The following is a 23,753-nucleotide window of genomic DNA, read 5'->3' as shown; positions in this document are numbered from 1 at the left end:
CGTGGCATCAGCTAAATTTGCAAAAAATATCTTTTATGCCCGGAAGCAAATCTACAGCAGAACAGTATTCGGATTACAAAATAAAAATGCAAAAAATTGCGGACGTAAGAAACGCCCTGGCCGTACTCGGCTGGGACCAGGAAACCTATCTTCCGGAAAAAGGAGCCGGGTTCCGGGGTCAGCAGATCACTACCCTCAGCGCTATCGCCCATGAACTATTCACTGCCCCTGAGCTGGACGCCATCCTCCAGGCGCTGAAAGGAAATACAGATCTGGATCCGGTAGAACAAAAGAATATCCTTCTTTCTACCGAAGACTATGAAAAGAATAAAAAATACCCGGCCTCCTTTGTAGCTGACCTATCGAAAGCTACCAACGAAAGCTATCACGCCTGGATCAGGGCACGTAAGGCGAACGACTACTCTCTCTTCGCCCCAGCACTTGCACGGATGGTGGAACTGAAAAAACAGGAAACAGGTATTCTCGGCTATGAAGGACATCCCTACAACGCACTGCTTAATGAGTATGAAAAAGGCGCGCATACCGGTATGCTGGATACTATTTTCAACGAGGTAAAAACTGCCCTTTCTCCACTGCTCAGCCAGATAGAACAGCAACCCGCTATTAACAAGGACTTCCTCCACCTGCACTATAACCGCGATGCACAATGGAAATTCGGCATCTCCCTTCTTGAAAAAATGGGATACGACCTGAAAGCAGGCAGGCAGGATGTTTCAGAACATCCATTCACCACCAGCTTCAACCCGCTTGATGTAAGGGTGACCACCCGCATTGATGAAAACGATTTTGGCAATATGACCTGGAGCTGCATCCATGAAGGCGGTCACGCCCTCTATGAACAGGGATTGCCCACGGAACAATATGGCCTTCCCTGCGGTGAAGCCACCAGCCTCGGTATACATGAGTCGCAGTCCCGGCTGTGGGAAAACAATGTAGGCCGCAGCCTTCTCTTCTGGCAATATCATTACCCACGCCTTCAGCAACTGTTCCCTGAAAACCTCGGAAACATTCCCCTGGACGCATTCTATAAAGCCATTAATAAAGTTCAGCCTTCCCTCATCCGCACAGAAGCCGATGAGCTAACCTATCATTTCCATATCATGATCCGGTATGAAATTGAAAAAGGGCTGATCGATGGCAGCATTGATGTAAAAGATCTGAAACATACCTGGAATGAATACTACCGTCAATACCTGCATGTAACCGTACCGGATGATGTACACGGCGTACTACAGGACATCCACTGGTCGCATGGCAGCTTTGGCTACTTCCCTACATATTCACTGGGTAGTTTTTATGCCGCACAGTTCTTTGCAGCCGCACAAAAACAGGTCCCCGGTTTAGATGCAGGCATTGCCGCCGGTAATTATGAACCTCTGCTGACATGGTTACGTACCAATATCCATCCATTCGGACGATTGTATACATCAAACGAGTTGTGTGAGAAAGTAACGGGGAAACAACTGGCATTCGGGGAATTCCTGGAATACGCGAAAACGAAATATGGCGGGATATACGGATTTTAAAATAAAAGCCCGGAACTTCCTGTTAGTTCCGGGCTTTTAAAATTCTTTGTTCAGCTACAATCCTGCCAGCTTCTCCAACTCCGCCAATTCCATTACTCCCTCCTTTCTCGCTATCTCCTTACCATCTTTATAAAAAATAAAAGTGGGCAACTTAGCCGCATTTACAGACTTCATCACTTCCTGGTCGTTACCGCCATCTACAAATACTTTTTTCACCTGTGGATGTTTTTGGAAGAATTTTTCCAACACCGGTTCCATCTGTTTACAGGGAGGGCACCATGCAGCCCCTACATCAGTCAGCACATAGCCCTTTGCCTGCACCGACTTATTATACTCAGCTATACTGAGTTGAGGCTTTTTCTCTGCCACGCCATCCAGTGGCTTTCCTGCCTGCTTCCAGGCATTGATGCCGCCTTCCAGTTCAACTACATCCGTAAAACCGTTTTCCCTCATCCATTTAGCGGCAGCACTGCTCCGGCCACCACTCAGGCAATAAATATACACCGGCCTTTTCTTGTCGAGATATTGTACCCGTTCTTTGAACTCCGCTTTCTTTGTATAATCGGCCTGTAAAGCATGTGGCAGATGACCGGTGCTAAATTCCCCGGCGGTGCGTACATCAAATACCTGTACATCCGGCTGACGGATATCCTTATCAAATTCAACGGCGTCTACCACCTTTTCCTGTTGTGCCATTGCAGTAATACCTGTAAGCATCATCACAACGGCTAATAGAACTCGTCCCATATCGTCTTTATTTTCGGCATAAAATTAATAAACAATTCTGCTCCCTGTCTTGCCGGATGCGAGTTATAGCATGGCTGCAACGTTTTGATATCAAACAAAGGAGAAAACAGCTTCCTGTACTCTTCTTCTGTCCCCCCGAAAGGCGGGCCTTCCTGCGGGAAGTGACGGTTAAACAAAACTCCTGCCAGATGCCCGCCCGGTTTGATCAGCGAATACATATGCTCCACATAATTTGTCCTGAGAAAAGGAGGCAGGGCGCAGAAAAAAGTCTGTTCCAATACAAGATCGTAACTGCCCTTATGATCAAAAAAATCTTCCTGCAACACTTTCACACGGGTACGGGCAAACGTTTTTTGTAACTGTTCTACCAATACCGGTGCAATATCCAGCACGGTTACATCGCCAAAAGCCTGCCCGGCCAGGTAAGCGGCTTCATAACTGTTGCCTCCACCGGGAATGAGTATACGAATATCCCTGTCTACCAGCTGATCAATATACTCCTTTAAAGGTGGAGATACCATTCCCATATCCCAGCCGGTATCTCCTTTAAGATAGCGGTCATTCCAATACTGACTATCCATATCCGGAACTCTTTTTATGCTAAGTTACGGCCATTCAGCCACATACATAAATACATCGCTTTTCCAAACATTATTGTTATTTTTATGCTTTGAAGATACCTGTGAAACGGCCTTAACGCCAACCTATGCCATGAAAAGCCTACGCTATTATTTACGGATTGTCATTAAACATATTTTGTTCTGGCTGCTGACGGCAACGACTGTCCGCGCACAATCAGTTACCATTAATGCAGATAAAAAAGCAGGATGTCCTCCTTTCCTCGTGAACTTTACCGCTGCAGTGGACCCCGGCTACCGGCAGATTGAATGGGACTTCGGACTTGGCGCCAATGTTACCAACGACCTCACTCCTTCCAAAACATTCCAGGATCCCGGGATCTACCATGTTAAACTGACGGCTACCTATGGCGCCAATGTCATCGTAAAACAGCTTGATATCCAGGTGTATAATAAACCGGTGGTCAACTTCAGCATACCTAATACCACCGGGTGCGTGCCCTTCATGGCTACATTCAGGGATCTTTCAACACCCGGTGACGGCAGCATTGCAGATATTACCTGGGACTTCGGCGATGGAGGCGGCGCAGTTGGCGCCAATGTAACGCACACTTATACACAGGCAGGTACTTATAATGTGCTCAGCGCAGTTACTAACAGCTACGGCTGTACGGCTTTCAAAGGCCCTGAACCCGTAAAGATACAGAGCGCGCCTACGCCCGTTTTTTCGGCAGACAAAACCCAAAGCTGTACCACCCCGTTTGCCGTCACCTTCTTTAATAATACCATCAACAACTCCCCTGATCCGGTTACCTATACGTGGGATTATGGCGATGGTACCACGGGCACCGCCAACCAGCACACCTATACAAGGGAAGGCCGCTTTACAGTAAAATTAACGGCTGCCACTTCAGGCGGGTGCACTGCTCCGCTCACCAAAACAGATTATATTGTTATAGAAAAAGTAAAACCGGCGTTTACATTTTCCACGCCGTGTGCAGATCAACCGGTTAACTTCACCAATACCACACAACCGGTTCCCGGTCAGGTAACATGGGCATTCCCCGATGGTACCATACAAACCACTGCCAACGCCATCAAACAATTTACCACACCGGGCGACTATATCGTGAAAATGCAGGCTACGCTTGGCAGTTGCATGGAGGAAACCCAGCAAACCATTCACATCAATCCCTCTCCGCAGATCAACCCGATGGCTACACCGCTCAGCGCCTGTAATACTCCTTTTACTACACAATTCAGCGCTCAATCGGTTAATGCTGCTTCCTGGAACTGGAACTTTGGCGATGGCGCTGTTTCTACCCTGGAAAACCCTTCCCACACTTATACCCGCGAAGGATCCTTTACGGTCACACTTACTGCATCCAACGCCTCCGGCTGCAGTAAAACCATCACCCTGCCCGGGTATATCAATATTGCGAAACCTAATCTCAGTATTTACCGCAATATCACCGAAGGCTGTATTCCGTTACCCGTAGATTTCTATGCAGAACTGGATGTTACAGATCCCATTGTAAGCTATCAGTGGAATTTCGGAGATGGCGCCACTTCCACCGCGGCAAGGCCACACCATATTTTCACCACCCAGGGCACTTTCTCCGTTACTGTTACAATAACAACGGCCAGCGGATGTACGGCCAGCGGCACCACCATCATCATGGCCGGAACAAGACCGGTGGTGGACTTTTCTGCCACTCCTCTGAAATCATGCGCCAAAGATCCGGTGCAGTTCACTAACCTGTCTGTTCCACGCGGTACTTCCTGGATATGGACGTTTGTACAGGATAACAGCACCAGCACAGAAGAAAACCCTAATCATACTTTTAATGAAATCGGTAACCACGACATTATCCTCGTGGTAAACAACAATGGATGTATTGAACAGTTAATAAAACGAAATTATATCCAGATCATTCCACCTATTGCAAGGTTTGAAACAGCTCCCGATTGCGTGGATCCCTATCACCGGAAATTTACCGACAACTCTACCTTCGGCCCACTCCCCACGCCCATAAAAACATGGCTATGGGAATTTGGTGAAAACGGCGCCACTTCTACAGATCAGCATCCTGATTTCAAATACCAGACAACGGGTTTGAAACAGGTGCGGCTTACCATCGATAACGGGATCTGTACATCCACCACTACCCAATCGGTTAACATCATCGATGAAAAACCGGTCATTACTCCCGATAAACCAGGAATATGCAGGGGCGAAAATATTCACATATCGTTAGGACCACTAAATAATTCGAACATCAATGAATACAGCTGGGATTGGGGAGATGGGAGCCCCATACAAAATATACCGGCCTATAATTTTGATCCGGCCAAAGGTATTGCGCATACCTATAACCAAACAGGCACCTTCACCATCAGGCTCACCATTACAGACAAGAACAGCTGCACCCGCCAGGCGCCGCCGGTAAGCATTGATGTGAACGGCGCTACGCCTGATTTTGATTATACCGGTAAAAGATGCAAAGATGAGATCTTCAGCTTCACTGATAAATCTACTGTGAACAGTGGCAACAGTATCCTCAACTGGCAATGGGACTTCGGCGATCAGAGCAATAAAGAAAATTATACCACACAACCAATTAATATAAAGCATACCTATACTAACGCGAACGATTATACGGTTTCACTCACGGTAACCGATAAATTCAGCTGTGTGGTAAAAGTGCAGAAGGTGATCCGTTTCGACAGGGTGAAGGCCGATTTCATGGTACCCTCCAATATTGCCTGTCTTGATAAATCCTTCACGTTTGTGGATCAGTCGCAAGGCACTATCCAGAACTATGCCTGGAACTTCGGCGACAATACCACCGGCTCCGGCAACAGGCCTGTAAAGGTATACAGTGCGCCGGGTAAATACAATGTAACCCTGAAAGTGACCACTCCTGCAGGCTGTACGGATGAAATCACCAAAACAAATGTGATCACCGTTCCTGATCCTAAAGCTTCTTTTACTATTCCGGACAACCTGGACCTGTGTCCACCGGTGAAAGTGCTGTTTACCAATACCTCAACGGATTTTGTAAGCTCCAGCTGGAATTTCGGGGACAATGGCACTTCTTCCAAAAACGATCCGGACGTACATATTTACGCACGCGCCCGCACCTATGATGTAGTACTAACGGTATATTCCGAAGGAGGCTGCTCCAGTACGGCTACGCTGCCCATCACCATCAAAGGGCCCGATGGCACTATGAAAACCACGCCAACACAGGGCTGCGTACCTTTAGGGGTAAGTATAAGCGCCACTTCTGTTAAAACAGACAGTTATATGTGGGATTTTGATGATGGTACCGTGCTCACTTCCACCACACCGGTTTCTCCCGCACACACCTATACGAAAGCAGGTATCTATTATCCACGTGTGTCATTACTCGACAACCAGGGTTGCGTGGTTAAAGCAGAAGGGAATGATAAGATCATCGTGGATCAGGCAATAGCAGATTTCGTTACGAACGATTTCCAGGTATGTGGTGGTGGGGAAGTTACATTTACCAATAAAAGTAAAACGTTAACGAAAGATTCGCTTGGCCTGGATTTCACCAGCAGCTGGGATTTTGGCGTACCGGGCAACCCGGATAATAATGCCACGGGCCTGAATGGATTGTTCAATTATCCACGGCCCGGTACTACCAACGTTAAGCTGGTGGTAACCAGCGCTTATGGCTGTATAAACGAGAAGACGTTGCCGGTGGTAATTCCCCCTCAGCCAGCAGCCGTCATTGCACCCATTGCCCCACTTTGCGTATCCGGCAAAGTACAACTATCCGGCAGCGACAGCAAAAACATTGCGGGCACCAAATGGCTGTGGAGCCTTGGTACGGGGCAAACATACGACGTGCCTGCTCCGCCGGAAATACTGTTAAACAGCACAGGCACCATACCGGTAGTATTAAGAATTACCAACGGGGATGGCTCCTGTCCATCAGAGGCTACCGCTGAAATGATCGTACATCCTTCACCGTTATTAAACCCTTCCCCCGCCACCGCTACTATCTGCCGCGATGCTGCACTACAGCTGCAGGCCAATACTACCGCCAATGTAATGGTGAACTGGACTGATTACAACATCTCCGATGTGGCCAGTGTATCACCACAGGTAAGGCCGGATATCGATACAGTATATCATGTTACAGCAACTAACGAATACGGTTGCACGAATACAGGCGAAGTGGCCGTTACCGTTACCCAGCCTTTCAGAATATATGCACAGGATGCAGAAATATGCGCCGGCGAAAGTGTAAAAATGAATGCCGGCGGCGCCTTGCGCTACCAGTGGATTCCCGCCAGGGGATTGAACCGGACCGATGTTGCGGACCCAGTGGCCAGTCCTGATGGTACCATCACCTACCAGGTAGTGGGTTATAATAACAGCAGCTGTTTTACAGATACGGTGCTGGCAAAAGTTTACGTACGTGCGGCGCCGGTAGTGAACGCCGGCCCGGACATAATAATTGCCACCGGTTCTGTTATTCCGTTGCCCGTAACAGGAAGCGACGACATTATTAAAACCGAATGGACGCCTGTAACAGGCCTGAGCTGTTACAACTGCCTGACGCCAACGGCTACCCCAACAGATGACATCACCTACCATGTAAAGGTTACCAACCGTTTTGGTTGCGAAAGTACCGATGATATAGCCATCAAACTGGTGTGCAATGAAGGCAATATATTCATCCCAAACACTTTCTCACCCAATGGCGATGGTCAGAATGATGTATTCTATGTGCGTGGTCAGGGCATGCAATCCATCCGTGTTTTCCGGATCTTTAACCGCTGGGGGCAACTGGTATTTGAACGCAGCGGTGTGAACACCAATGATCCTTCGGCCGGATGGGATGGACGTTACAAAGGCACTGTCCTGAACCCGGATGTATTTGTATACTATGTGGAAGTAGTGTGTGATAAAGGCGCTGTGAACCTGCTGAAAGGGAATATTACACTGATCCGGTAAAACATTGCCAACGGATTTTTTGTCGCCGATGTTATTGATTTGCAGGCACTCCGCCGCATTTTCATTCCCCGGTACGGAAAATTCCGAAAATCAAAAAAATTATATATGTATTTTTTACTAATTTGTGTAGTCATTTAGTCTATGGAAAACCTGTGCACCCTATGAAATACCTACAGGCAAAGTGTTTTTGGACCTTACTGCTCATATCCCTTTTGCAGGCCAACTCCTTACTGGCACAGAAGGCCGACTTTACCTATACCGCTTCGCCGGGCAGCCTGTGTACACCGGTTACACTTACACTGAGAAATACAAGCACCGGCACACCTCTTACCTATAACTGGGATTTTGGTGATGGCAGAACATCGCATGAAGAGCATCCGCAGGTAACCTATACCAGTGGCGGGCCCGTAAAAATTACCCTGGAAGCAGTGTATAAAGTAAGCGGGGGAACAACCACCAGCACTTACTGGAGGGAACTTGTAGTAGGTGCTACCCCACAGGTGATTTTTTCGGCAGATGTAACAAAAAGCTGCAAAGTATTCACCGCCAATTTCACCGATGCCACAACAGGCGCGGCCAGCAGGACCTGGGATTTTGGCGATGGAACTGCCCCGGTTACTACCAGTAACGCTTATATACCTCATCAATATACGCAGGCCGGCAAATATGATGTGACCCTCACAGTTACTAACAGTAACGGATGTACGGCTACGTTGAAGAAAGCCGCCTACATCGATATTTCATTGCCACAAATTACCATGGTAACACCGCTTTCCGGGTGCGTGCCTTTCACTGCAGCCTTTACGGCTGTTTCCACCAACGATATCAGTGACCCCGTAGTATCCTGGGCCTGGAACTTCGGGGATGGCACTACGCAATCCTCCACCGGCGGCAATGTGAACCACACTTATACACAAACCGGCACTTATGATATAGGCGTTACCGTTACTACACAGGGGCAATGTGTGGTAACTGCCTCCTTCGATAAATTTGTACATACAGGCAATCCTCCTTCCAATGTGAGCTTCACAGTATCGCCGGAAAGCACCTGCACAGGCGACCCGGTAAGACTACTGGCCAACGCCGGCTTCGCCGACACCTACAGCTGGGATTTCGGGGACGGGCAAACGGCATCCGGCAGCAACAACGATATCCGGCATTCCTTTAATGCCAACGGTACCCTTACAATACAAATGAAAGCCGGCAGCAATGGCTGTTTCACCGATGCGCCACCTGCCACCGTAAATGTAACCGGGCCGGTATCACAGTTCTCCGTAGTACGTGACTGCACTGATAAAAGTAAATTCATCTTCACCAATAACTCCATCGGCACCAGCGCCAACTCTACCTACCAGTGGGATTTTGGCGACAACTCCCCGCTGGTAAACACCCGGGATGCGGTGCATAATTATACAACACCTGGTAACTATACCGTTCGTCTTACTATAGGAGAGATAGGCAACAACTGTAACCACAGCAGTTTCCGGACGGTGTATTATTTCCGGGCAGATTTTACGGCAGGCGTCAGCTCTGTCTGCCGCGGCAGCAAAGCCACGTATGGCGTACTGAACGTGCCACTGGGGCTGGTATCCAGCTACACCTGGCAGTTTGGGGACGGCACTACGTTCGCTTCCACGGATCAGACCTATGTAAAAACATGGGCCACTGCAGGCACCTTCGATAACCAGCTCACCATTCGTTATAACGATCCCGCCTATTGCGATGATATTGTGTATAAACCGGATGATATTAATATTCTTGCGCCGCAGGCTGATTTTACCACCGGCCCAGTTACCTGTGCAGGCCAGCCGGTAAGCTTTATCAACAATACTGTTACCTCACCCAATATCCCGATTGCAAACTGGTACTGGGACCTGGGCAACGGCCAGAGCTCCACTGCCCATACGCCGCCAGCCGGTAAGTACAGCACTTCCGGCGGACAGGCAGTAAAGCTGGTGGTAACCGATGCCCGCAATTGCAGGGACTCTGTCATTAAAACCATTAATATTCATCCTACACCGGTTGTAAAAGCAACTGCCAGTCAGCCAAAGATCTGCGAAGGCAACAGCGTTAACCTCAACGCCTTATCCGATGGCACTGTTCAATGGCTTACCGCCACTCAGCTCAGTTGTGTGCTCTGTACAGATCCCGTTGCCTCTCCGTTGGTAAATACCCGTTACCTGGTTCAGGCATCTAACGTATACGGTTGTACGGTATTTGATTCAACAGATGTGGTGGTGGTACCTAAAGTAAATCTTACCGTAAACAATGATACCATTGCCTGTTACGGTACTTCGGTGCAATTGAAAGCAACAGGCGCTGCTATCTACAACTGGACGCCGGTTACCGGTTTAACCAATAATACCATTGCCAACCCGGTAACCACACCCATAGCGGATATCACTTACCAGGTAACCGGCACCAACGATGCCATTTGCCCCATGAGCGCGCCCCTGTCTGTAAAAGTAGCTGTAAAACCGGTACCACAGGTAAATGCAGGTAAAGACCAAACGGTAATGGTGGGAGATGTTGTGCGGCTGATGGCCAGTGGCAGCCCCGATATTGTAAAATGGAAATGGAGCCCGGATGATTACCTGGATAACACCAGCTCTCCTTATGTTACTGCCGCTGTCCGGAAACCTATTACCTACAGTATTACCGGAACTAACCAATACGGATGCACGAAAAGTGACATCATGAATGTGGACCTCGTTTGTAATACCGATGTGGTATTTATTCCCAACACTTTCAGCCCGAATGGCGACGGGCAAAATGATATATTCTATCCACGCGGAAAGGGCATCAGCCTTATAAAATCATTCCGGATCTTCAACCGCTGGGGACAGGAAGTATATCACCGTGAACGGATCAATATTGATGATATCAGCACAGGATGGAACGGCTCCTTTAATGGCAAGCCCCAACCATCAGATGTATATATCTACTTCATTGAAGCATATTGTGATACCAATGAATTTTTCAAGATGAAAGGTAACGTAACATTACTCAGATAATTATTTAACCTGGCTAACATGAAAACCATATACCGCGTATTACTGTCAATTGTTTGCATCACGTATGCAACTCCGCTGTATGCCCAGGATATACATCTTTCACAGTTCTATGAAACGCCTGTTCTCCGCAATCCTGCATTGATAGGCATCTTCAATGGCGATGTGCGTGTACAGGCCGTATACCGCAACCAGTGGAACAGCGTTACCATTCCTTACCAGACCGGTACGGTGAGCGGTGAAATAAAATTCCCGGTGGGCCGCAGCAATGATTATATTACCACGGGTTTACAGCTTACCTACGACCGTGCAGGAACATCCAAACTACAGTCTACACAGATCTTCCCTGCCATCAACTATCACAAATCCCTCAACGGGGATAAAAGCAGTTTCCTCTCCATGGGATTTATGGGCGGGTTTGTACAACGGCAATTCGATCCTACCAACATGACCTTCAACAACCAGTATACCAACGGGCGTTTTGATCCTGCCAACGCTACAGGGGAGGAAGGCAAACTGGCGCTGAAAGGCTACAGCTACCTGGATGCCGGCGTGGGATTGAGCTACAACAGTGTGATTGGGGAAGATGTGAATTATTTTATCGGGGCCGGTTACTTCCATTTTAACCGTGCTAAAATTTCTTTCTACAATGACCAGAATATTGAGCTGCACCCCAAACTGACCTTTAATGCGGGTATTACAATACCGGTAGATGAGAGGGTGAAGGTGATCGCTCACTACAACCAGTTACACCAGGGCACCTATTCGGAATATATTGGCGGTGCATTAATCGGGTATGGCCTGATGGACCAGGGACTGGAATCAACGAGGGCTATTTATGGCGGCCTCTTCCTCAGGTGGAACGATGCCATTATCCCCACCATCAAAATTGATATGGATAAATACGAGGTAGGAATGAGTTACGACACCAATATTTCAAAGCTGAGAACTGCCAGCCAGACGTTTGGGGGCTTCGAAATTTCACTGGTTTTCAAGGGTTTCCTGAACAGCCGGAACTCGACACTGGAAAGCGTAAATTGTCCCAGATTTTAAACTATTATAAATCAATTATTTATGAAAATAAACTTTCTAGCGTTAAAAATTACATAAAATGTGAGAAAAAGCTAACAAAATGGCCTGTAGTTTGTTATTTTTATGTACAGAGACGTGGCGTGGACGGGCTGAATTTATCAAACAAAAAATTAGGAAATATTTGAAAAAAACTTTATTTTTATAATACTATGTGGAAAACCTCTACCCTGATTCTCATAATGGTTTTCAGCCTTTTTACCAGCATAGGTAAGGCTCAAAGCGATAAATCCCAACCAAATACGGAGGGGGGTAGCAAAATTGTGAAGTTATATCCCAATCCAGCTACAACCGTCATAACATTTGAAGTTCAACAGCATAATATAATAACGATCGCTTGTACGATCTTATTGTATATAATTTCCTCGGAAAAAAAATAGATCAGTTAAAAGGCATCAGTTCTAAAACAACGGTTAGCCTGGATAATTATTATAATGGTTTATACATTTTCCAGTTACGGGATCAGCGGGGCAACCTGGTAGAATCCGGGAAATTCAATGTTGTAAAGTAGATATATCTGGCATCAAAATAAAAAAGAAAAAGTCACGGTTTAGATCGTGACTTTTTCTTTTTTAATAATTGTCCTTATCAGGAAACTTCTACGATCAGGAATTTCAGGTAAGTAGTGTTCTCAATATTTCTCAGGATAGGATGGTCCTGTGCCTGCGTCTGGAAAGTTACCTGGCGCAGTCTTTTCTTCGCATCCTTTGCCGCAGCGTCAATGGTTTGCAGGAACAGATCTGGCGATACCAGGTTGGTGCAGGAAGCCGTTACCAGGAAGCCGCCTGGCTTCAGCAATTTCATTCCGCGAAGATTGATTTCCTTATAACCCGTTACAGCCTTGGAGATATTTTCACGGCTTTTGGTAAAGGCCGGGGGATCCAGTATGACCACATCGAATTTCTTCTCCTCTTTTGTCCACTGCTTCAGCTGATCAAATGCGTTCACTGCCTGGAACTGGCAAATGTTCTGCAGGTTATTCAGCTCAGCATTCCGGCGGGCAGTGCTTACGGCTGTTTCGGAAATATCGAGCCCCAGCACACTTTTGGCGCCGTAAAAACCAGCGTGGCAGGAAAAAGTACCGGTATAGCAAAAGGCCTCCATTACATCGGCGCCCTTTACAATATGACGGATCTCACGGCGGTTATCCTGCTGGTCCAGGAAATAACCGGTTTTCTGGCCATTCACTACATCCACATGGAACTTCAACCCGTTCTCATTAATGATCAGATTAGTGTCGAAAGGCGCACTGAGAAAGCCCTTCTGCTGGGTCATCCCTTCCAGCTCCCTTACAGGCACATCATTTCTCTCGTAGATCCCTTTGGGAGAAAAAATACGGTTGATGGCATCCACGATGGCATCTTTCCATTTTTCCATACCCAATGCGAGTGTCTGTATAACGAAGTAGTCATTGAACTTATCGATCACCAGTGCAGGCAGATCATCGGCCTCCCCGTATACCAGGCGGCAGTTTTCCACATATCCCAGTTTCTGCCGGTATTCCCAGCATTTCAGGAGCCGGCGGTAAAAGAATTCAGGATTGATCTCTTCATTCTTATCACGGGTAAGCAATCTCACGAGGATCTGCGACTGGGGGTTGATATACCCGCGGCCCAGGAAAAAACCTTTATGCGTATATACATCTACAATATCACCGGCATTTACATCTCCTTTTATTTCGGCCACTTCATTGCCGAAGATCCAGGGATGCCCTTGTAATACCCTGTTCTGTATCTGTTTCTTTAAAAAAACTTTAGTCATTTATCGTATTTCGAGGGGCAAAGGTAGCTATTTAGCGGTTAGCCTTTGGTTTTTCGGCCCAATTCTGCCTTTTTGTCGGCAAAACCGCTGTTGGCAAAGAAATTGACTGGATACCTGCGCAGACAATTATTACTTATTATGACAGAAAATGAAAAAGACATGCAGACAAACGGTCAGGCTAACGCTGGTAGCGAAAACGAAAGCATGCCAGAAGAAAATATAAGCAATAGTTCAAATACGAATACTGATTCAGAAGAAGTGAGTGAACTGGAGAAGAAAGAAAAAGAAGTAGGCGAGATCCGTGACAAATATCTCCGGTTACAGGCGGAATTTGACAATTACCGTAAACGTACTGCCCGGGAACGTATAGAACTGATGCAAACAGCCAGTAAAGAAGTTATCATATCTTTGCTGGATGTACTGGATGATACCGACAGAGCCATAAAGCAATTGGAAAATACCACAGACATTGCTGCTGCCAAAGATGGCGTAATGCTGGTTTTCAATAAACTGAGAAGTACCCTGCAAGCGAAGGGACTGAAGCCAATGGAGAGTATACACACCCCATTTGATCCGGATCTGCATGAAGCTATTACCGAAATTCCTGCTCCCACGCCGGAGCTGGTTGGCCAGGTAGTAGATCAACTGCAACCAGGTTATTACCTGAATGACAAATTGATCCGTCATGCTAAGGTAATTGTGGGCAAATAAAATGACGATGTGGCATAATAACCTGTGCCAGCGATGACGTAAAACAATATTTTTTACCGAAACAAAGGCTGGTGCTTGCACCGGCATTAAGTGATTTTTATAATGTCTACCAAGAGAGATTATTACGAAATTCTGGCTGTTGCCAAATCTGCTTCCCAGGATGAAATCAAAAAGGCCTACCGTAAGGTGGCTATGCAGTTTCACCCTGACCGCAACCCAAATAACAAGGAGGCAGAAGAAAAATTCAAAGAAGCAGCTGAAGCTTATGAAGTATTAAGCGACCCTGATAAAAGGGCGCAATATGACCGCTTTGGCCATGCCGGTATGAATGGCAACCGTGGTGGTGGATATGGCGGTGGTGGAATGAACATGGACGACATCTTCTCCAACTTCGGTGACATTTTTGGTAACGATGATATTTTCGGCAGCTTCTTTGGCGGCGGTGGCGCACGTGGTGGTGGAAACCGCCGTGGTCGCGGCACCCGTGGCTCCAACCTCCGGGTAAAGATCCGTCTTACCTACGAGGAGATCGCCAAAGGCGCCAACAAGAAGATCAAAGTAAAGAAATATGTACCCTGCCAGCATTGCGGTGGCCTGGGCGCAAAAGATAAGAACGCATTCCAGTCGTGCAACACCTGTGGCGGTTCCGGCCAGGTAAGAAAAGTTACCCAAACTTTTCTCGGGCAAATGCAAACCGTTACCACCTGCCCTACCTGTCATGGCGAAGGACAGATCATTACCAGCAAATGCGGCCACTGTAAAGGTGAAGGCCGTATGTATGGTGAGGAAATGGTGAGCATCGATATCCCGGCAGGTGTTCAGGAAGGCATGCAGCTGAGCATGAGCGGTAAAGGTAACGCCGGCGAAAGAGGCGGCGCTCCCGGCGATCTGCTCATCCTGATCGAAGAAGAACCACACCCGGAACTGCAACGCGATGGACTCAATGTGGCTTACGATCTGCACATCTCTTTCCCCGATGCAGTATATGGCACCTCCCTGGAAGTACCTACCATCGACGGGAAAGCCAAAATTAAAATTCCCGCCGGTACACAAAGCGGTAAAATATTCCGCCTGAAAGGCAAAGGATTCCCTTCCGTTAACTCATATGAAAAAGGCGATCAGCTGATCCACGTGAACGTATGGACGCCACAACATGTAAGCGCTGAAGAGAAGGAAATGCTGGATAAATTGCAATCGTCCGATAACTTTAAACCCAACCCCGAAAAATCTGAAAAAGGATTCTTCGAAAAGGTGCGGGATATCTTTAGCTAATGCAGCGGATTTTGTCTGACTCAGGATTAAACTGATTACGCTGATTACGCTGATTTTATTTTTGGGATTTTATAAGTGATTAAAAAGACTTGGGGAGATATAAGCAGATACTTGTTCGCTTATATCTCCCCAAATCTTTTAAAATCAAAAATATCAAATCAGCGTAATCAGCGTAATCAGTTTAATCCTGAGTCAGACAAAATCCGCTTCAGACAAGCGCCAAAGGCGCAACACGCCAAACTCTACACGATGGAACAAAAAATGCAGATGTTCGAAAACCGGCTGACGAAAGTTTTCCGGCATACCTCCAAACTCGCCAGGCGCCAAAACATCACCTGTTACCGGGTGTACGACGATGATATTCCTGAATTCCCTTTCAGCATAGAAATATATGAAGATCATGTTTACATTGCAGAATACCACCGCAAACACGGTATGGAAGAAGATGCTCATGAAGAGTGGCTCGATACCTGCCTGGAACTGATCAGTAAAGTGCTGGAGGTAGCCCCCAATAAGATATGGGTAAAACAACGGCAGCGTAAGGAAAACAGGAAAAGCCAGTACGAAAAACTAAGCCTGGAAAGCCATATCATGACGGCCCATGAAGCGGGTCTTCAATTTAAAGTGAACCTTTCGGACTATCTCGACACCGGCCTGTTCCTCGATCACCGCATTACCCGTGGTATGGTAAGGGAAGAAGCAAAAGATAAAAAGGTACTGAACCTGTTCTGCTATACCGGTTCCTTCTCCGTATATGCTGCTGCCGGCGGCGCTGCAGAGGTAACATCCGTGGATCTTTCCAAAACCTACCTGGCCTGGGCGGAAGAAAATATGAAACTGAACGGGTTTGATAACCCTAAACATACTTTTGTACATGCCGATGTATTGCAATTTCTTGACACCCTTAAACTCAATACCTACGACCTGGTGATCATAGATCCTCCCACCTTTTCCAACAGCAAGCGGATGAAGGATTTCCTCGATGTGCAACGGGATCATGCAGACATGCTCAATAAAGTATTGCTGGCTACCAAAAAAGAAGGGGTTGTTTACTTCAGCAATAACTATCGCAGGTTTGTACTGGAAGCCGATAAGATCAACGCCTCCAGCATTAAGGATATTACCAATCAGACCTTGCCTTTTGATTTTCAGCAGAAGATGATCAGGAAGTGCTACCGGTTAATAAAATAAAGGGATCAATGCTTTCCTTTGCGCAGCATTTTTACCATCTTCAAAAACTCCTGGCGATAGTTGCCCTTGTCTGGTCCCAGTGCATGACGCGCAATATCGCTCACCATTCCGGCATTGCCTTTACCGCAGTAAGACGATTTGCGCAACACCATCCCAAATAAAGCAACGGCTGCTGCAAAGCGGCAGTCGTTGGATGCCTTGTCAAAACTTTCCACGGCAGCGGGAACAACACCGGTTAAATGTTGTATCACCGTATCCTGCGGATCACGCCAGGAAATTTTCACCTTAGCCAATACGGTATCATCTGTAACGGTTTGCGCAGGGGCAATTTCATACAATGCCACGGAACAATGCCCGCTGCCAATGATTCCTCCGCTGAACTCCCCTTTCACAGAAGTGTCTGCCGGGAGCACTTTGTTCTCATAACCAATAAGCCTGTACGATTTTACGAGCGCAGGGTTAAACCATACTTCCGACTGCACATCGCGGGCAATGGTGAACAGGGTGCTGCCGAATTCACGGGCAAATATCTTATTGGCTTCTTCCAGGTCATCTATATAAGCAAAATTACCATTCCCTTTACCGGACAGCGACTGCAGCTTCGAATCCTTGTAATTGCCCATGCCGAAGCCAAGGCAGGTTAGCAATACGCCGCTTTCCTTCTGCTCAATGATCAGCTGTTCCATTTCATCATCGCTGCTGAGCCCTACGTTGAAATCGCCGTCGGTGGCCAGTATCACGCGGTTGTTGCCCCCCGGGATATATTGTTCTGAGGCAATGCGGTAGGCGAGTTTTATAGCGGCTTCGCCGGCAGTAGCGCCACCGGCGCTAAGGTTATCTATTGCATTAAGGATCTTTTCTTTCTGATCCCCGGGAGTAGCTGGCAAAATAACGCCGGGCTCACCGGCATAGGCTACTATCGCCACTTTATCTACCGGGCGGAGGTTATTGACCAGGATACGAAAGGCTGCCTGTAACAGGGGCAGCTTATTGGGCGTGCCCATAGAACCGGATACATCCAGCAGGAAAACCAGATTGCTGGCGGGAAAGCTGTCTGTTTCCAGCGCCCTCGCCCTGATGGCCACCTGTAACAGGCGGTGGGCGCTTTCCCAGGGGCAGGTAGTATAATGACTGTACAACGCCATTGTTTCTCCGGCTAACGGCAACGGGTAATCGTAGTGGAAGTAATTGATCATTTCTTCGATGCGCACTGCATCTACAGGTACGGATTCTTTCAGCCGCAGGAAGCGGCGGATATTGCTGTAGGCAGCCCGGTCCACATCCAGCGCAAAAGCCGACACCGGGTGCGTGGAAACAGGCACAAATTTATTTTCGTAGGTAGCGCCGTAAGTTTCGTTGTAAAAGGCACGGGTGCCCATACCGGTGTTGCCGTAATTGGGATTACTGTTATGCTGCAGTTTTGAACGGGCCTTGGCAAGGGCTACGGGGTCCGCATCCTTTCGTATGGGCGACAACGTTATTATCAGCCTGTCGTATTTGCGCACCGTTACCTGTTTCAGCTGGTAACCGTTTTGCGTGAGCAATAACGTGGCAGATGCCGTGGGGATAGCAATTTTAAAAAGACCGAAAGCGTTTGTGACTACATGGACCGTGTCATCCATCACCTTCACCTGTACTCCTGCAATGGGGCGGTGGGATAAACTGTCTTCTACCGCTCCCGACACCCAGATTGTTTGCGCCTGCAGCCCTCCACCCCAGAAAAGAAAGAGTAAAAGGTACTTGAGCATGTATTAAGTTAAGATTTTTTCCGGGCAAGCGCCCGGAAAAAATAATTACTGCCCTGCTTCCACCAGCTGGTAAATGGCTGGCAGGTTCCGGCCCAGGCCATCATAATCGAGGCCATATCCCAGCAGGAACTTATTGGGAACGGAAAAGCCCAGGTAATCAATTTTGATGGGATGCACCATTGCCTCCGGCTTTGTGAGCAGGGAGGCCACCAGTAATTTTTTGGGTTGCTGATGCTCCAGCTGGGGCAGGAACTGGCTCAGCGTTTTGCCGGTGTCCACAATATCTTCCAGGATCACCACGGTGCGCCCGAAAAGATCTTCATCCAGCCCGATGGCCTGCACCACGTTGCCGGTAGATTTGGTGCCTTTATAAGACGCCAGTTTGATAAAAGAGATCTCCGCTTCAATAGTGAGGTATTTAAACACATCTGCGGCGAACATAAATGAACCGTTAAGGATAGCTATGAATAAAGGGCGCTCTCCCTGCAGGTCTTTGTTGATCTGTTCCGCCATTTCCTTTACCCGCTGCTGCAATGCTACTTCATCAATATAGGGTTGGAACTCTTTGTCATGCACTTTAATCACTGACATAATACTTCTGCATTTCCTTATTTAACAATCATCAGCAAAGAAAGATCGCTGCTTATTTATTTACCAGCAAACGCTGGCCGATTTTGATATCAGATCCCTGCAGGTTATTCCACTCCTGCAGCTGGCTTACCGACCTGTTATACATCCTGGCTATACCATACAATGTTTCTTTCGGCTGCACATCATGGTACTGCGTATTGGATTTCTGTACCGGCGCCGGCGTAGCCGGGCGGGGAGCAGGTTGCGGTGTGGATGCCCTTGGTGTACCCGCGGTGCCGGAGGTGGTTACCTGGCCTGCTTTCTTCAGGTCTTCTATCATTGCTACCGGTACGCCACCCTGCTGCGCAGGTTTTGTTTCCGGTACAGCAGTGCCACCAATTGTATTTTTAGCCACTTCTTCTTTAATGTCATCGATCGCTTTACGCGGGGAAAAATCTTCAGGGGGTTCCTGGTCTTCCTCTTTCAGTACCCTGGTGTTTTTGGCCAGTCGCGGTGCTGCGGAAGCAAAGCCATCGAGTGTTAACCGCTGGCCGGCTGCCGGTTCTTCTCCCTCATGCATTTTATTACGGCGGCGCAACCATCTTAACTGTACCCCTTCTGCCTGGGCCACGTCGTGCATGGTTTCCCCGTTCACTACGTTATGAAATTCCCTGTTTCCCTTTTTGCTTTTCTTTTGTAAGAAGATGATCATGTCTTTTGCAGGCGGATTATCGTTCTCCAGGTCGTTATAGCGCACCAGTTTGCGGAGGCGCAAATTACGCTGGTCGGCCACCTGGATCAGGGAGCTGCCGGCCTTTACATATACTGCTTTGCGGCCGTTGATTTCAAAGATCCCTTTGGGATAATTGCGGGTTGGTCCGGCAGGGGAAGTGTTGTTATGATTTTTTCTTGCGGTGGATGTCCTGGTTTCTTTTTCCGTTACTTCCGCATACATGGTACCATCGGAAGCAGCGCCGCCATCGGAAGGATCTTTCCCCATAGCAATCAGCGTGTATTGCTGAAGGTTGTAATCTTCAATTACTTTGATCAGCTGCTGTGGATAAGTTTTATTGGTGGCGTACCCGGCCTGTTTCAAACCAAAGGCCCAGGATTTATAATCTTCCCCGTCAAACTGGAAAAGGAATGCATAGCGTGGATTGGCATGCAGGAAATCGGAATGATCGCGGTAGGAATCACGGGCGGATTCGTATACCCGGAAGCATTCCTGGGCGGCGTCATCATCGTACTTGATGGTTTTGCCGGTCCAGGTATTTTTACATTTAATACCGAAGTGGTTGTTCGACTGCAAACACAGGGTACCGTTGCCGGACTGTGTTTCTATAATTCCCTGCGCCAGTTTGATGGCGGCGGGGACGCCTGAACGGCGCATTTCCTCGATGGCTAAGTTTTTATAGGTGGCGATATACTGCTGCGTTGTGATGTTCTGTGCCTGCAGTATGGTAACGAAGCCAATAAGAAAACTGACTACCAATAAGAATTTTCTTACTTGCATGTATGTTCGGATTTAATGGGCGTTTTATTTCTTCCTGATCAACAATACACCATCCCGGATGGTAATTAATACCTGTTCGGCACGGTCATCTGCCAGCACCTTTTCACAAAAACTTACCATGGCCTTTGCCTGGCGGCCCTGTTCATTTTCAGGCGCCAGTACCTGGCCGTGATACAGCACGTTATCCGCCAGGATAAATCCGCCAGGGCGCAGTTTATCCCAAACCAGGTCGTAATACTGTTCATATCCGGATTTGTCCGCGTCAATAAACACCAGGTCGAATACTTCGTCCAGCTGTTCAATGACATCAGCCGCTTTGCCGATATGCATTTTTATTTTGCTGCCATTCCCGCTTGCCGAGAAATACTGATGACAAAGGGCTTCCAGTTCTTCGTTGATATCTACGGTGTGCAATATTCCCCCGGGTACAAGGCCTGCTGCCAGGCAAATAGCCGAATAACCGGTATAAGTGCCAAGCTCCAGGATGCGGCGGGGCTGGATCATATGACTTACCATACTGAGAAACTGTCCCTGTACCTGCCCGCTTAACATATGTGGCTGTTCTACCTTCAGATGTGTTTCCCTGTTCAGCTGGTACATCAATTCACTTTCCTGACTGGTGTATCTTTCTGCGTAGGCTTCCACTGCTGCCGGTATAAGCTCCATATATTAAAATTTCTGCAAAGCTAAGGAAAAGCGGCTAACTGTGAGCCTGTTGCCTTCAAACATCAAAAGCGGATATATCCATAAACGTTATTCTGCCGGGTTTTATTCTATCCGGGGCTACGTTCATGTATATCCGCTTTTGCTTCCTAAAATGGAAATTATCAGAAATTCGGTCTTAGTTTATTGGTTGTATAGAAAACACGGAAGTATTCCACCACTTCATCTGCCGTATCAAACAACTGCAACAGGTCAAGGTCCTCAGGATTAATATTGCTTTCCTTTTCCATCATTACGTTGCGGATCCAGTCGAGCAGGCCGCTCCAGTATTCTTTTCCCACCAGCACCATCGGGGTTTCATCCATCTTCCTGGTTTGAATGAGCGTGGCCACTTCAAAGAATTCATCCATGGTACCAAAACCGCCGGGCATCATTATAAAGCCCTGGGAATACTTGGTGAACATTACTTTGCGGACAAAAAAGTAGTCGAAATTGAGGCTATTTTCCGGATCTATATAAATATTGGGATGCTGTTCATGAGGCAGGGTAATATTGGCGCCTACTGATTTTCCATGGGCGGCCTGGGCTCCCCTGTTGGCGGCTTCCATTACACCGGGGCCGCCCCCGGTAATAATACCAAAGCCTTCTTCTGCCAGCCTGGTGGATATTTCCTGGGCCAGGTCATAATAACGGTTCCCCGGTTTTGTACGGGCCGATCCGAATATGGAGATACAGGGGCCTATTTTTGCCAGTTTCTCAAATCCTTCAACAAACTCCGCCATAATCTTGAATATCTGCCAGCTGGAATGCGCTCTTGTTTCCGTCCAGTCTCTTTCTTTAAGATTCTTTATACTACTGTTCATGCGACTGCTTTTTTATTATGCTAAAACATGTTCCCGTGAAGGCACGGAGAATGATGTAATTTATATAATAATTGGCTTACAGTAACGGCAGTACACATAAAAAAAGCAGGTAACTATATAGAAACCTGCTTTACATTTAACACGTTATGAACGTGCAGCGTTGTTAAATAAACATCGCTGCAGAAACGTTGCTAATGCTGGCAATCAAAAAAATAAATAATGTTGAAATTTATTAAGATAGTACTATCGTTTTCATCAACAGGTGTTCTCATAACGCTTAATCTGCAATTAATTTATTAATTATTTAAGCAATAACCTAATTTAAATTTATCAAGGTTACGCAAAGGTATGCATGCCCGCCACCACTTCTTCTGCGAGACCGAATGATAAGGTCATACCGGCTCCGCCAAGACCATTTACAATGGTGACATTTTTTTCGGGAGAGAACACCAGGTCTGTTTTTCCGTTAGTTAATTTTGGATAGATGCCATGCCATTGTTCCTGGATGGTATACTCCGGCGCCTGCAGGAAGGTATGCATATACTGCAGGATGAGATCATTGATAAACGCCTTATCAAATGGTTCGAAGTCCGGACCATATTCATGTGAATCGCCGATGGTAAGCTCTCCTGCGCCATTCTGTGAAATCAGCAGGTGGATACCCCATTTCACATACTCAGGCATTTCCTGTGCGTAGCGTTGCTTCAGTGGTTCCAGGGTTTTACAGCTTTCAAAGGCCGCATAGTGCCCAAGTGTTAAACCTGCGCAGAGCGCAGGCCCCAGCTGCCAGTTGCCCGGTTGGGGAATGGTACGCATCATCTGTAGCTTGCATTTCTTCAGGGGAGCGGCTGCAAACTGAGCGGGATAAAGCGTTTCAAAATCCGCACCGCTGCATACAAATACTTCATCTACTTTCCAGCGCTCGTCTTTTGTTTCTATGTAAGGCATGCTGATGCCATTTACTGCGGTACCAAAACGGACGGTTACCTGCAGATGCTCTTCCAGGTACTTTGCAATGGTGGCACTGGCCTGCCGTGGGTTTACCGTCATTTCGGAAGCGCTCCACAGTGCGCCTTTCAACCCGTTTGTTTTAACAGCGGAAGTATATTTTCCTATTTGCGAGGGGGGCACCAGTTCACAATTGTAACCATTGCCGGGAGCAGCCTGTACAAATTCCTCCAGCACGGCCAGTTCATCTTTTTCATATGCCAGGTGAAGTGATCCTGTTTCCTGGCACTGCAGGCCGGTTACAGCGGCCAGCTCCTTCCAGGTGCGGCGGCTGCGCATGGCCCGGTCGTGCATTTTACCGGCGGTTTGCCCTATAGGCCATACCAGCCCGAAATTGCGGATGGAAGCACTGATCGCTTTGCTGTTGCGCTCAAACAGCACTACTTTTTTCCCCTTCGATGCCAGGTGGTACGACATGGCCAATCCCACTATACCTGCGCCTATTACTGCTACATCGGCCTGTTGTTGTTGCATGATATAAGAATGAT

General features: G+C 47.5%; 17 protein-coding genes. 8 read left to right on the top strand and 9 right to left on the bottom strand.

Annotated features, from left to right (window positions below; translation table 11 throughout):
• Positions 1–86: 86 nt before the first annotated feature.
• A complete protein-coding gene (locus ABIE50_RS07905; RefSeq protein WP_354027922.1) occupies positions 87–1,547 on the top strand; it encodes a carboxypeptidase M32 in 1,461 nt (486 codons plus the stop codon).
• Between the two features lie 54 nt (positions 1,548–1,601).
• Here the strand turns inward: ABIE50_RS07905 and ABIE50_RS07900 are convergent, their stop codons facing one another.
• Both ABIE50_RS07900 and ABIE50_RS07895 read right to left on the bottom strand, forming a co-directional pair.
• Positions 1,602–2,294: a rhodanese-like domain-containing protein gene (locus tag ABIE50_RS07900; RefSeq protein WP_209864923.1), complete on the bottom strand. Its 693-nt coding sequence runs from the start codon at positions 2,292–2,294 to the stop codon at positions 1,602–1,604.
• Positions 2,276–2,875: a methyltransferase domain-containing protein gene (locus ABIE50_RS07895; RefSeq protein WP_209864926.1), complete on the bottom strand. Its 600-nt coding sequence runs from the start codon at positions 2,873–2,875 to the stop codon at positions 2,276–2,278. Before ABIE50_RS07895 ends, ABIE50_RS07900 begins: the two co-directional genes overlap by 19 nt.
• A 130-nt stretch (positions 2,876–3,005) precedes the next feature.
• Between ABIE50_RS07895 and ABIE50_RS07890 the strand changes: the two genes are divergently transcribed.
• The 4 genes from ABIE50_RS07890 (at position 3,006) to ABIE50_RS07875 (ending at position 12,476) form a co-directional block, all read left to right on the top strand.
• Positions 3,006–7,865: a PKD domain-containing protein gene (locus ABIE50_RS07890; protein WP_209864929.1), complete on the top strand. Its 4,860-nt coding sequence runs from the start codon at positions 3,006–3,008 to the stop codon at positions 7,863–7,865.
• A 161-nt stretch (positions 7,866–8,026) separates the two neighbouring features.
• On the top strand, positions 8,027–10,879 hold the full coding sequence (locus ABIE50_RS07885; RefSeq protein ID WP_209864932.1) for a PKD domain-containing protein: 2,853 nt from the start codon (positions 8,027–8,029) through the stop codon (positions 10,877–10,879).
• Positions 10,880–10,897: 18 nt separating this feature from the next.
• The gene (locus ABIE50_RS07880; protein ID WP_209864934.1) at positions 10,898–11,929 is read left to right on the top strand and encodes a PorP/SprF family type IX secretion system membrane protein; all 1,032 of its coding nucleotides are present in this window, start codon (positions 10,898–10,900) and stop codon (positions 11,927–11,929) included.
• Positions 11,930–12,302: 373 nt separating this feature from the next.
• Complete coding sequence (locus ABIE50_RS07875) at positions 12,303–12,476, top strand: T9SS type A sorting domain-containing protein (RefSeq protein WP_209866983.1); 174 nt, start codon at positions 12,303–12,305, stop codon at positions 12,474–12,476.
• Positions 12,477–12,553: 77 nt separating this feature from the next.
• On the opposite strand, the gene ABIE50_RS07870 is transcribed toward ABIE50_RS07875, so the two are convergent.
• Positions 12,554–13,726: a class I SAM-dependent rRNA methyltransferase gene (locus ABIE50_RS07870; RefSeq protein ID WP_209866981.1), complete on the bottom strand. Its 1,173-nt coding sequence runs from the start codon at positions 13,724–13,726 to the stop codon at positions 12,554–12,556.
• A 138-nt stretch (positions 13,727–13,864) separates the two neighbouring features.
• On the opposite strand from ABIE50_RS07870, the gene ABIE50_RS07865 reads away from it, so the two are divergent.
• The 3 genes from ABIE50_RS07865 to ABIE50_RS07855 all read left to right on the top strand — a co-directional run bounded on the left by ABIE50_RS07865 (position 13,865) and on the right by ABIE50_RS07855 (position 16,900).
• The gene (locus ABIE50_RS07865; RefSeq protein ID WP_354027921.1) at positions 13,865–14,437 is read left to right on the top strand and encodes a nucleotide exchange factor GrpE; all 573 of its coding nucleotides are present in this window, start codon (positions 13,865–13,867) and stop codon (positions 14,435–14,437) included.
• Between the two features lie 102 nt (positions 14,438–14,539).
• A complete protein-coding gene (gene dnaJ, locus ABIE50_RS07860) occupies positions 14,540–15,709 on the top strand; it encodes a molecular chaperone DnaJ (protein ID WP_209866979.1) in 1,170 nt (389 codons plus the stop codon).
• Between the two features lie 249 nt (positions 15,710–15,958).
• A complete protein-coding gene (locus ABIE50_RS07855) occupies positions 15,959–16,900 on the top strand; it encodes a class I SAM-dependent methyltransferase (RefSeq protein WP_260607331.1) in 942 nt (313 codons plus the stop codon).
• A gap of 5 nt (positions 16,901–16,905) precedes the next feature.
• Here ABIE50_RS07855 and ABIE50_RS07850 read toward each other — a convergent pair whose 3' ends face one another.
• The 6 genes from ABIE50_RS07850 to ABIE50_RS07825 form a co-directional block, all read right to left on the bottom strand.
• Positions 16,906–18,648: a YfbK domain-containing protein gene (locus tag ABIE50_RS07850; RefSeq protein WP_209866976.1), complete on the bottom strand. Its 1,743-nt coding sequence runs from the start codon at positions 18,646–18,648 to the stop codon at positions 16,906–16,908.
• 45 nt (positions 18,649–18,693) lie between these two features.
• Positions 18,694–19,239, bottom strand: a complete 546-nt coding sequence (hpt, locus tag ABIE50_RS07845) for a hypoxanthine phosphoribosyltransferase (RefSeq protein WP_142683680.1) — start codon at positions 19,237–19,239, stop codon at positions 18,694–18,696.
• 52 nt (positions 19,240–19,291) lie between these two features.
• A complete protein-coding gene (locus ABIE50_RS07840) occupies positions 19,292–20,731 on the bottom strand; it encodes a glucosaminidase domain-containing protein (RefSeq protein ID WP_209866974.1) in 1,440 nt (479 codons plus the stop codon).
• Between the two features lie 24 nt (positions 20,732–20,755).
• Positions 20,756–21,397 (bottom strand): O-methyltransferase, encoded by a 642-nt coding sequence (locus tag ABIE50_RS07835; protein WP_209866972.1) that lies wholly within the window; start codon positions 21,395–21,397, stop codon positions 20,756–20,758.
• 161 nt (positions 21,398–21,558) lie between these two features.
• Positions 21,559–22,257: an LOG family protein gene (locus ABIE50_RS07830; protein WP_142683683.1), complete on the bottom strand. Its 699-nt coding sequence runs from the start codon at positions 22,255–22,257 to the stop codon at positions 21,559–21,561.
• Positions 22,258–22,593: 336 nt separating this feature from the next.
• A complete protein-coding gene (locus tag ABIE50_RS07825) occupies positions 22,594–23,739 on the bottom strand; it encodes a TIGR03364 family FAD-dependent oxidoreductase (protein ID WP_209866969.1) in 1,146 nt (381 codons plus the stop codon).
• Between the last annotated feature and the right edge of the window lie 14 nt (positions 23,740–23,753).

This window comes from Chitinophaga sp. OAE865, assembly GCF_040546735.1.
Classification (GTDB): domain Bacteria; phylum Bacteroidota; class Bacteroidia; order Chitinophagales; family Chitinophagaceae; genus Chitinophaga; species Chitinophaga polysaccharea_A.
The sequence above is the reverse complement of the archived record's forward strand: the minus strand, read 5'-3'. Positions and strand labels throughout refer to the sequence as shown.

What these genes read in the sequence shown, in the direction of transcription:
- ABIE50_RS07905 (WP_354027922.1), top strand. Translation starts at nt 87, where the DNA reads ATGCAAAAAATTGCGGACGTAAGAAACGCCCTGGCCGTACTCGGCTGG.
- ABIE50_RS07900 (WP_209864923.1), bottom strand. Translation starts at nt 2,294, where the DNA reads ATGGGACGAGTTCTATTAGCCGTTGTGATGATGCTTACAGGTATTACT.
- ABIE50_RS07895 (WP_209864926.1), bottom strand. Translation starts at nt 2,875, where the DNA reads ATGGATAGTCAGTATTGGAATGACCGCTATCTTAAAGGAGATACCGGC.
- ABIE50_RS07890 (WP_209864929.1), top strand. Translation starts at nt 3,006, where the DNA reads ATGAAAAGCCTACGCTATTATTTACGGATTGTCATTAAACATATTTTG.
- ABIE50_RS07885 (WP_209864932.1), top strand. Translation starts at nt 8,027, where the DNA reads ATGAAATACCTACAGGCAAAGTGTTTTTGGACCTTACTGCTCATATCC.
- ABIE50_RS07880 (WP_209864934.1), top strand. Translation starts at nt 10,898, where the DNA reads ATGAAAACCATATACCGCGTATTACTGTCAATTGTTTGCATCACGTAT.
- ABIE50_RS07870 (WP_209866981.1), bottom strand. Translation starts at nt 13,726, where the DNA reads ATGACTAAAGTTTTTTTAAAGAAACAGATACAGAACAGGGTATTACAA.
- ABIE50_RS07865 (WP_354027921.1), top strand. Translation starts at nt 13,865, where the DNA reads ATGACAGAAAATGAAAAAGACATGCAGACAAACGGTCAGGCTAACGCT.
- dnaJ (WP_209866979.1), top strand. Translation starts at nt 14,540, where the DNA reads ATGTCTACCAAGAGAGATTATTACGAAATTCTGGCTGTTGCCAAATCT.
- ABIE50_RS07855 (WP_260607331.1), top strand. Translation starts at nt 15,959, where the DNA reads ATGGAACAAAAAATGCAGATGTTCGAAAACCGGCTGACGAAAGTTTTC.
- ABIE50_RS07850 (WP_209866976.1), bottom strand. Translation starts at nt 18,648, where the DNA reads ATGCTCAAGTACCTTTTACTCTTTCTTTTCTGGGGTGGAGGGCTGCAG.
- hpt (WP_142683680.1), bottom strand. Translation starts at nt 19,239, where the DNA reads ATGTCAGTGATTAAAGTGCATGACAAAGAGTTCCAACCCTATATTGAT.
- ABIE50_RS07840 (WP_209866974.1), bottom strand. Translation starts at nt 20,731, where the DNA reads ATGCAAGTAAGAAAATTCTTATTGGTAGTCAGTTTTCTTATTGGCTTC.
- ABIE50_RS07835 (WP_209866972.1), bottom strand. Translation starts at nt 21,397, where the DNA reads ATGGAGCTTATACCGGCAGCAGTGGAAGCCTACGCAGAAAGATACACC.
- ABIE50_RS07830 (WP_142683683.1), bottom strand. Translation starts at nt 22,257, where the DNA reads ATGAACAGTAGTATAAAGAATCTTAAAGAAAGAGACTGGACGGAAACA.
- ABIE50_RS07825 (WP_209866969.1), bottom strand. Translation starts at nt 23,739, where the DNA reads ATGCAACAACAACAGGCCGATGTAGCAGTAATAGGCGCAGGTATAGTG.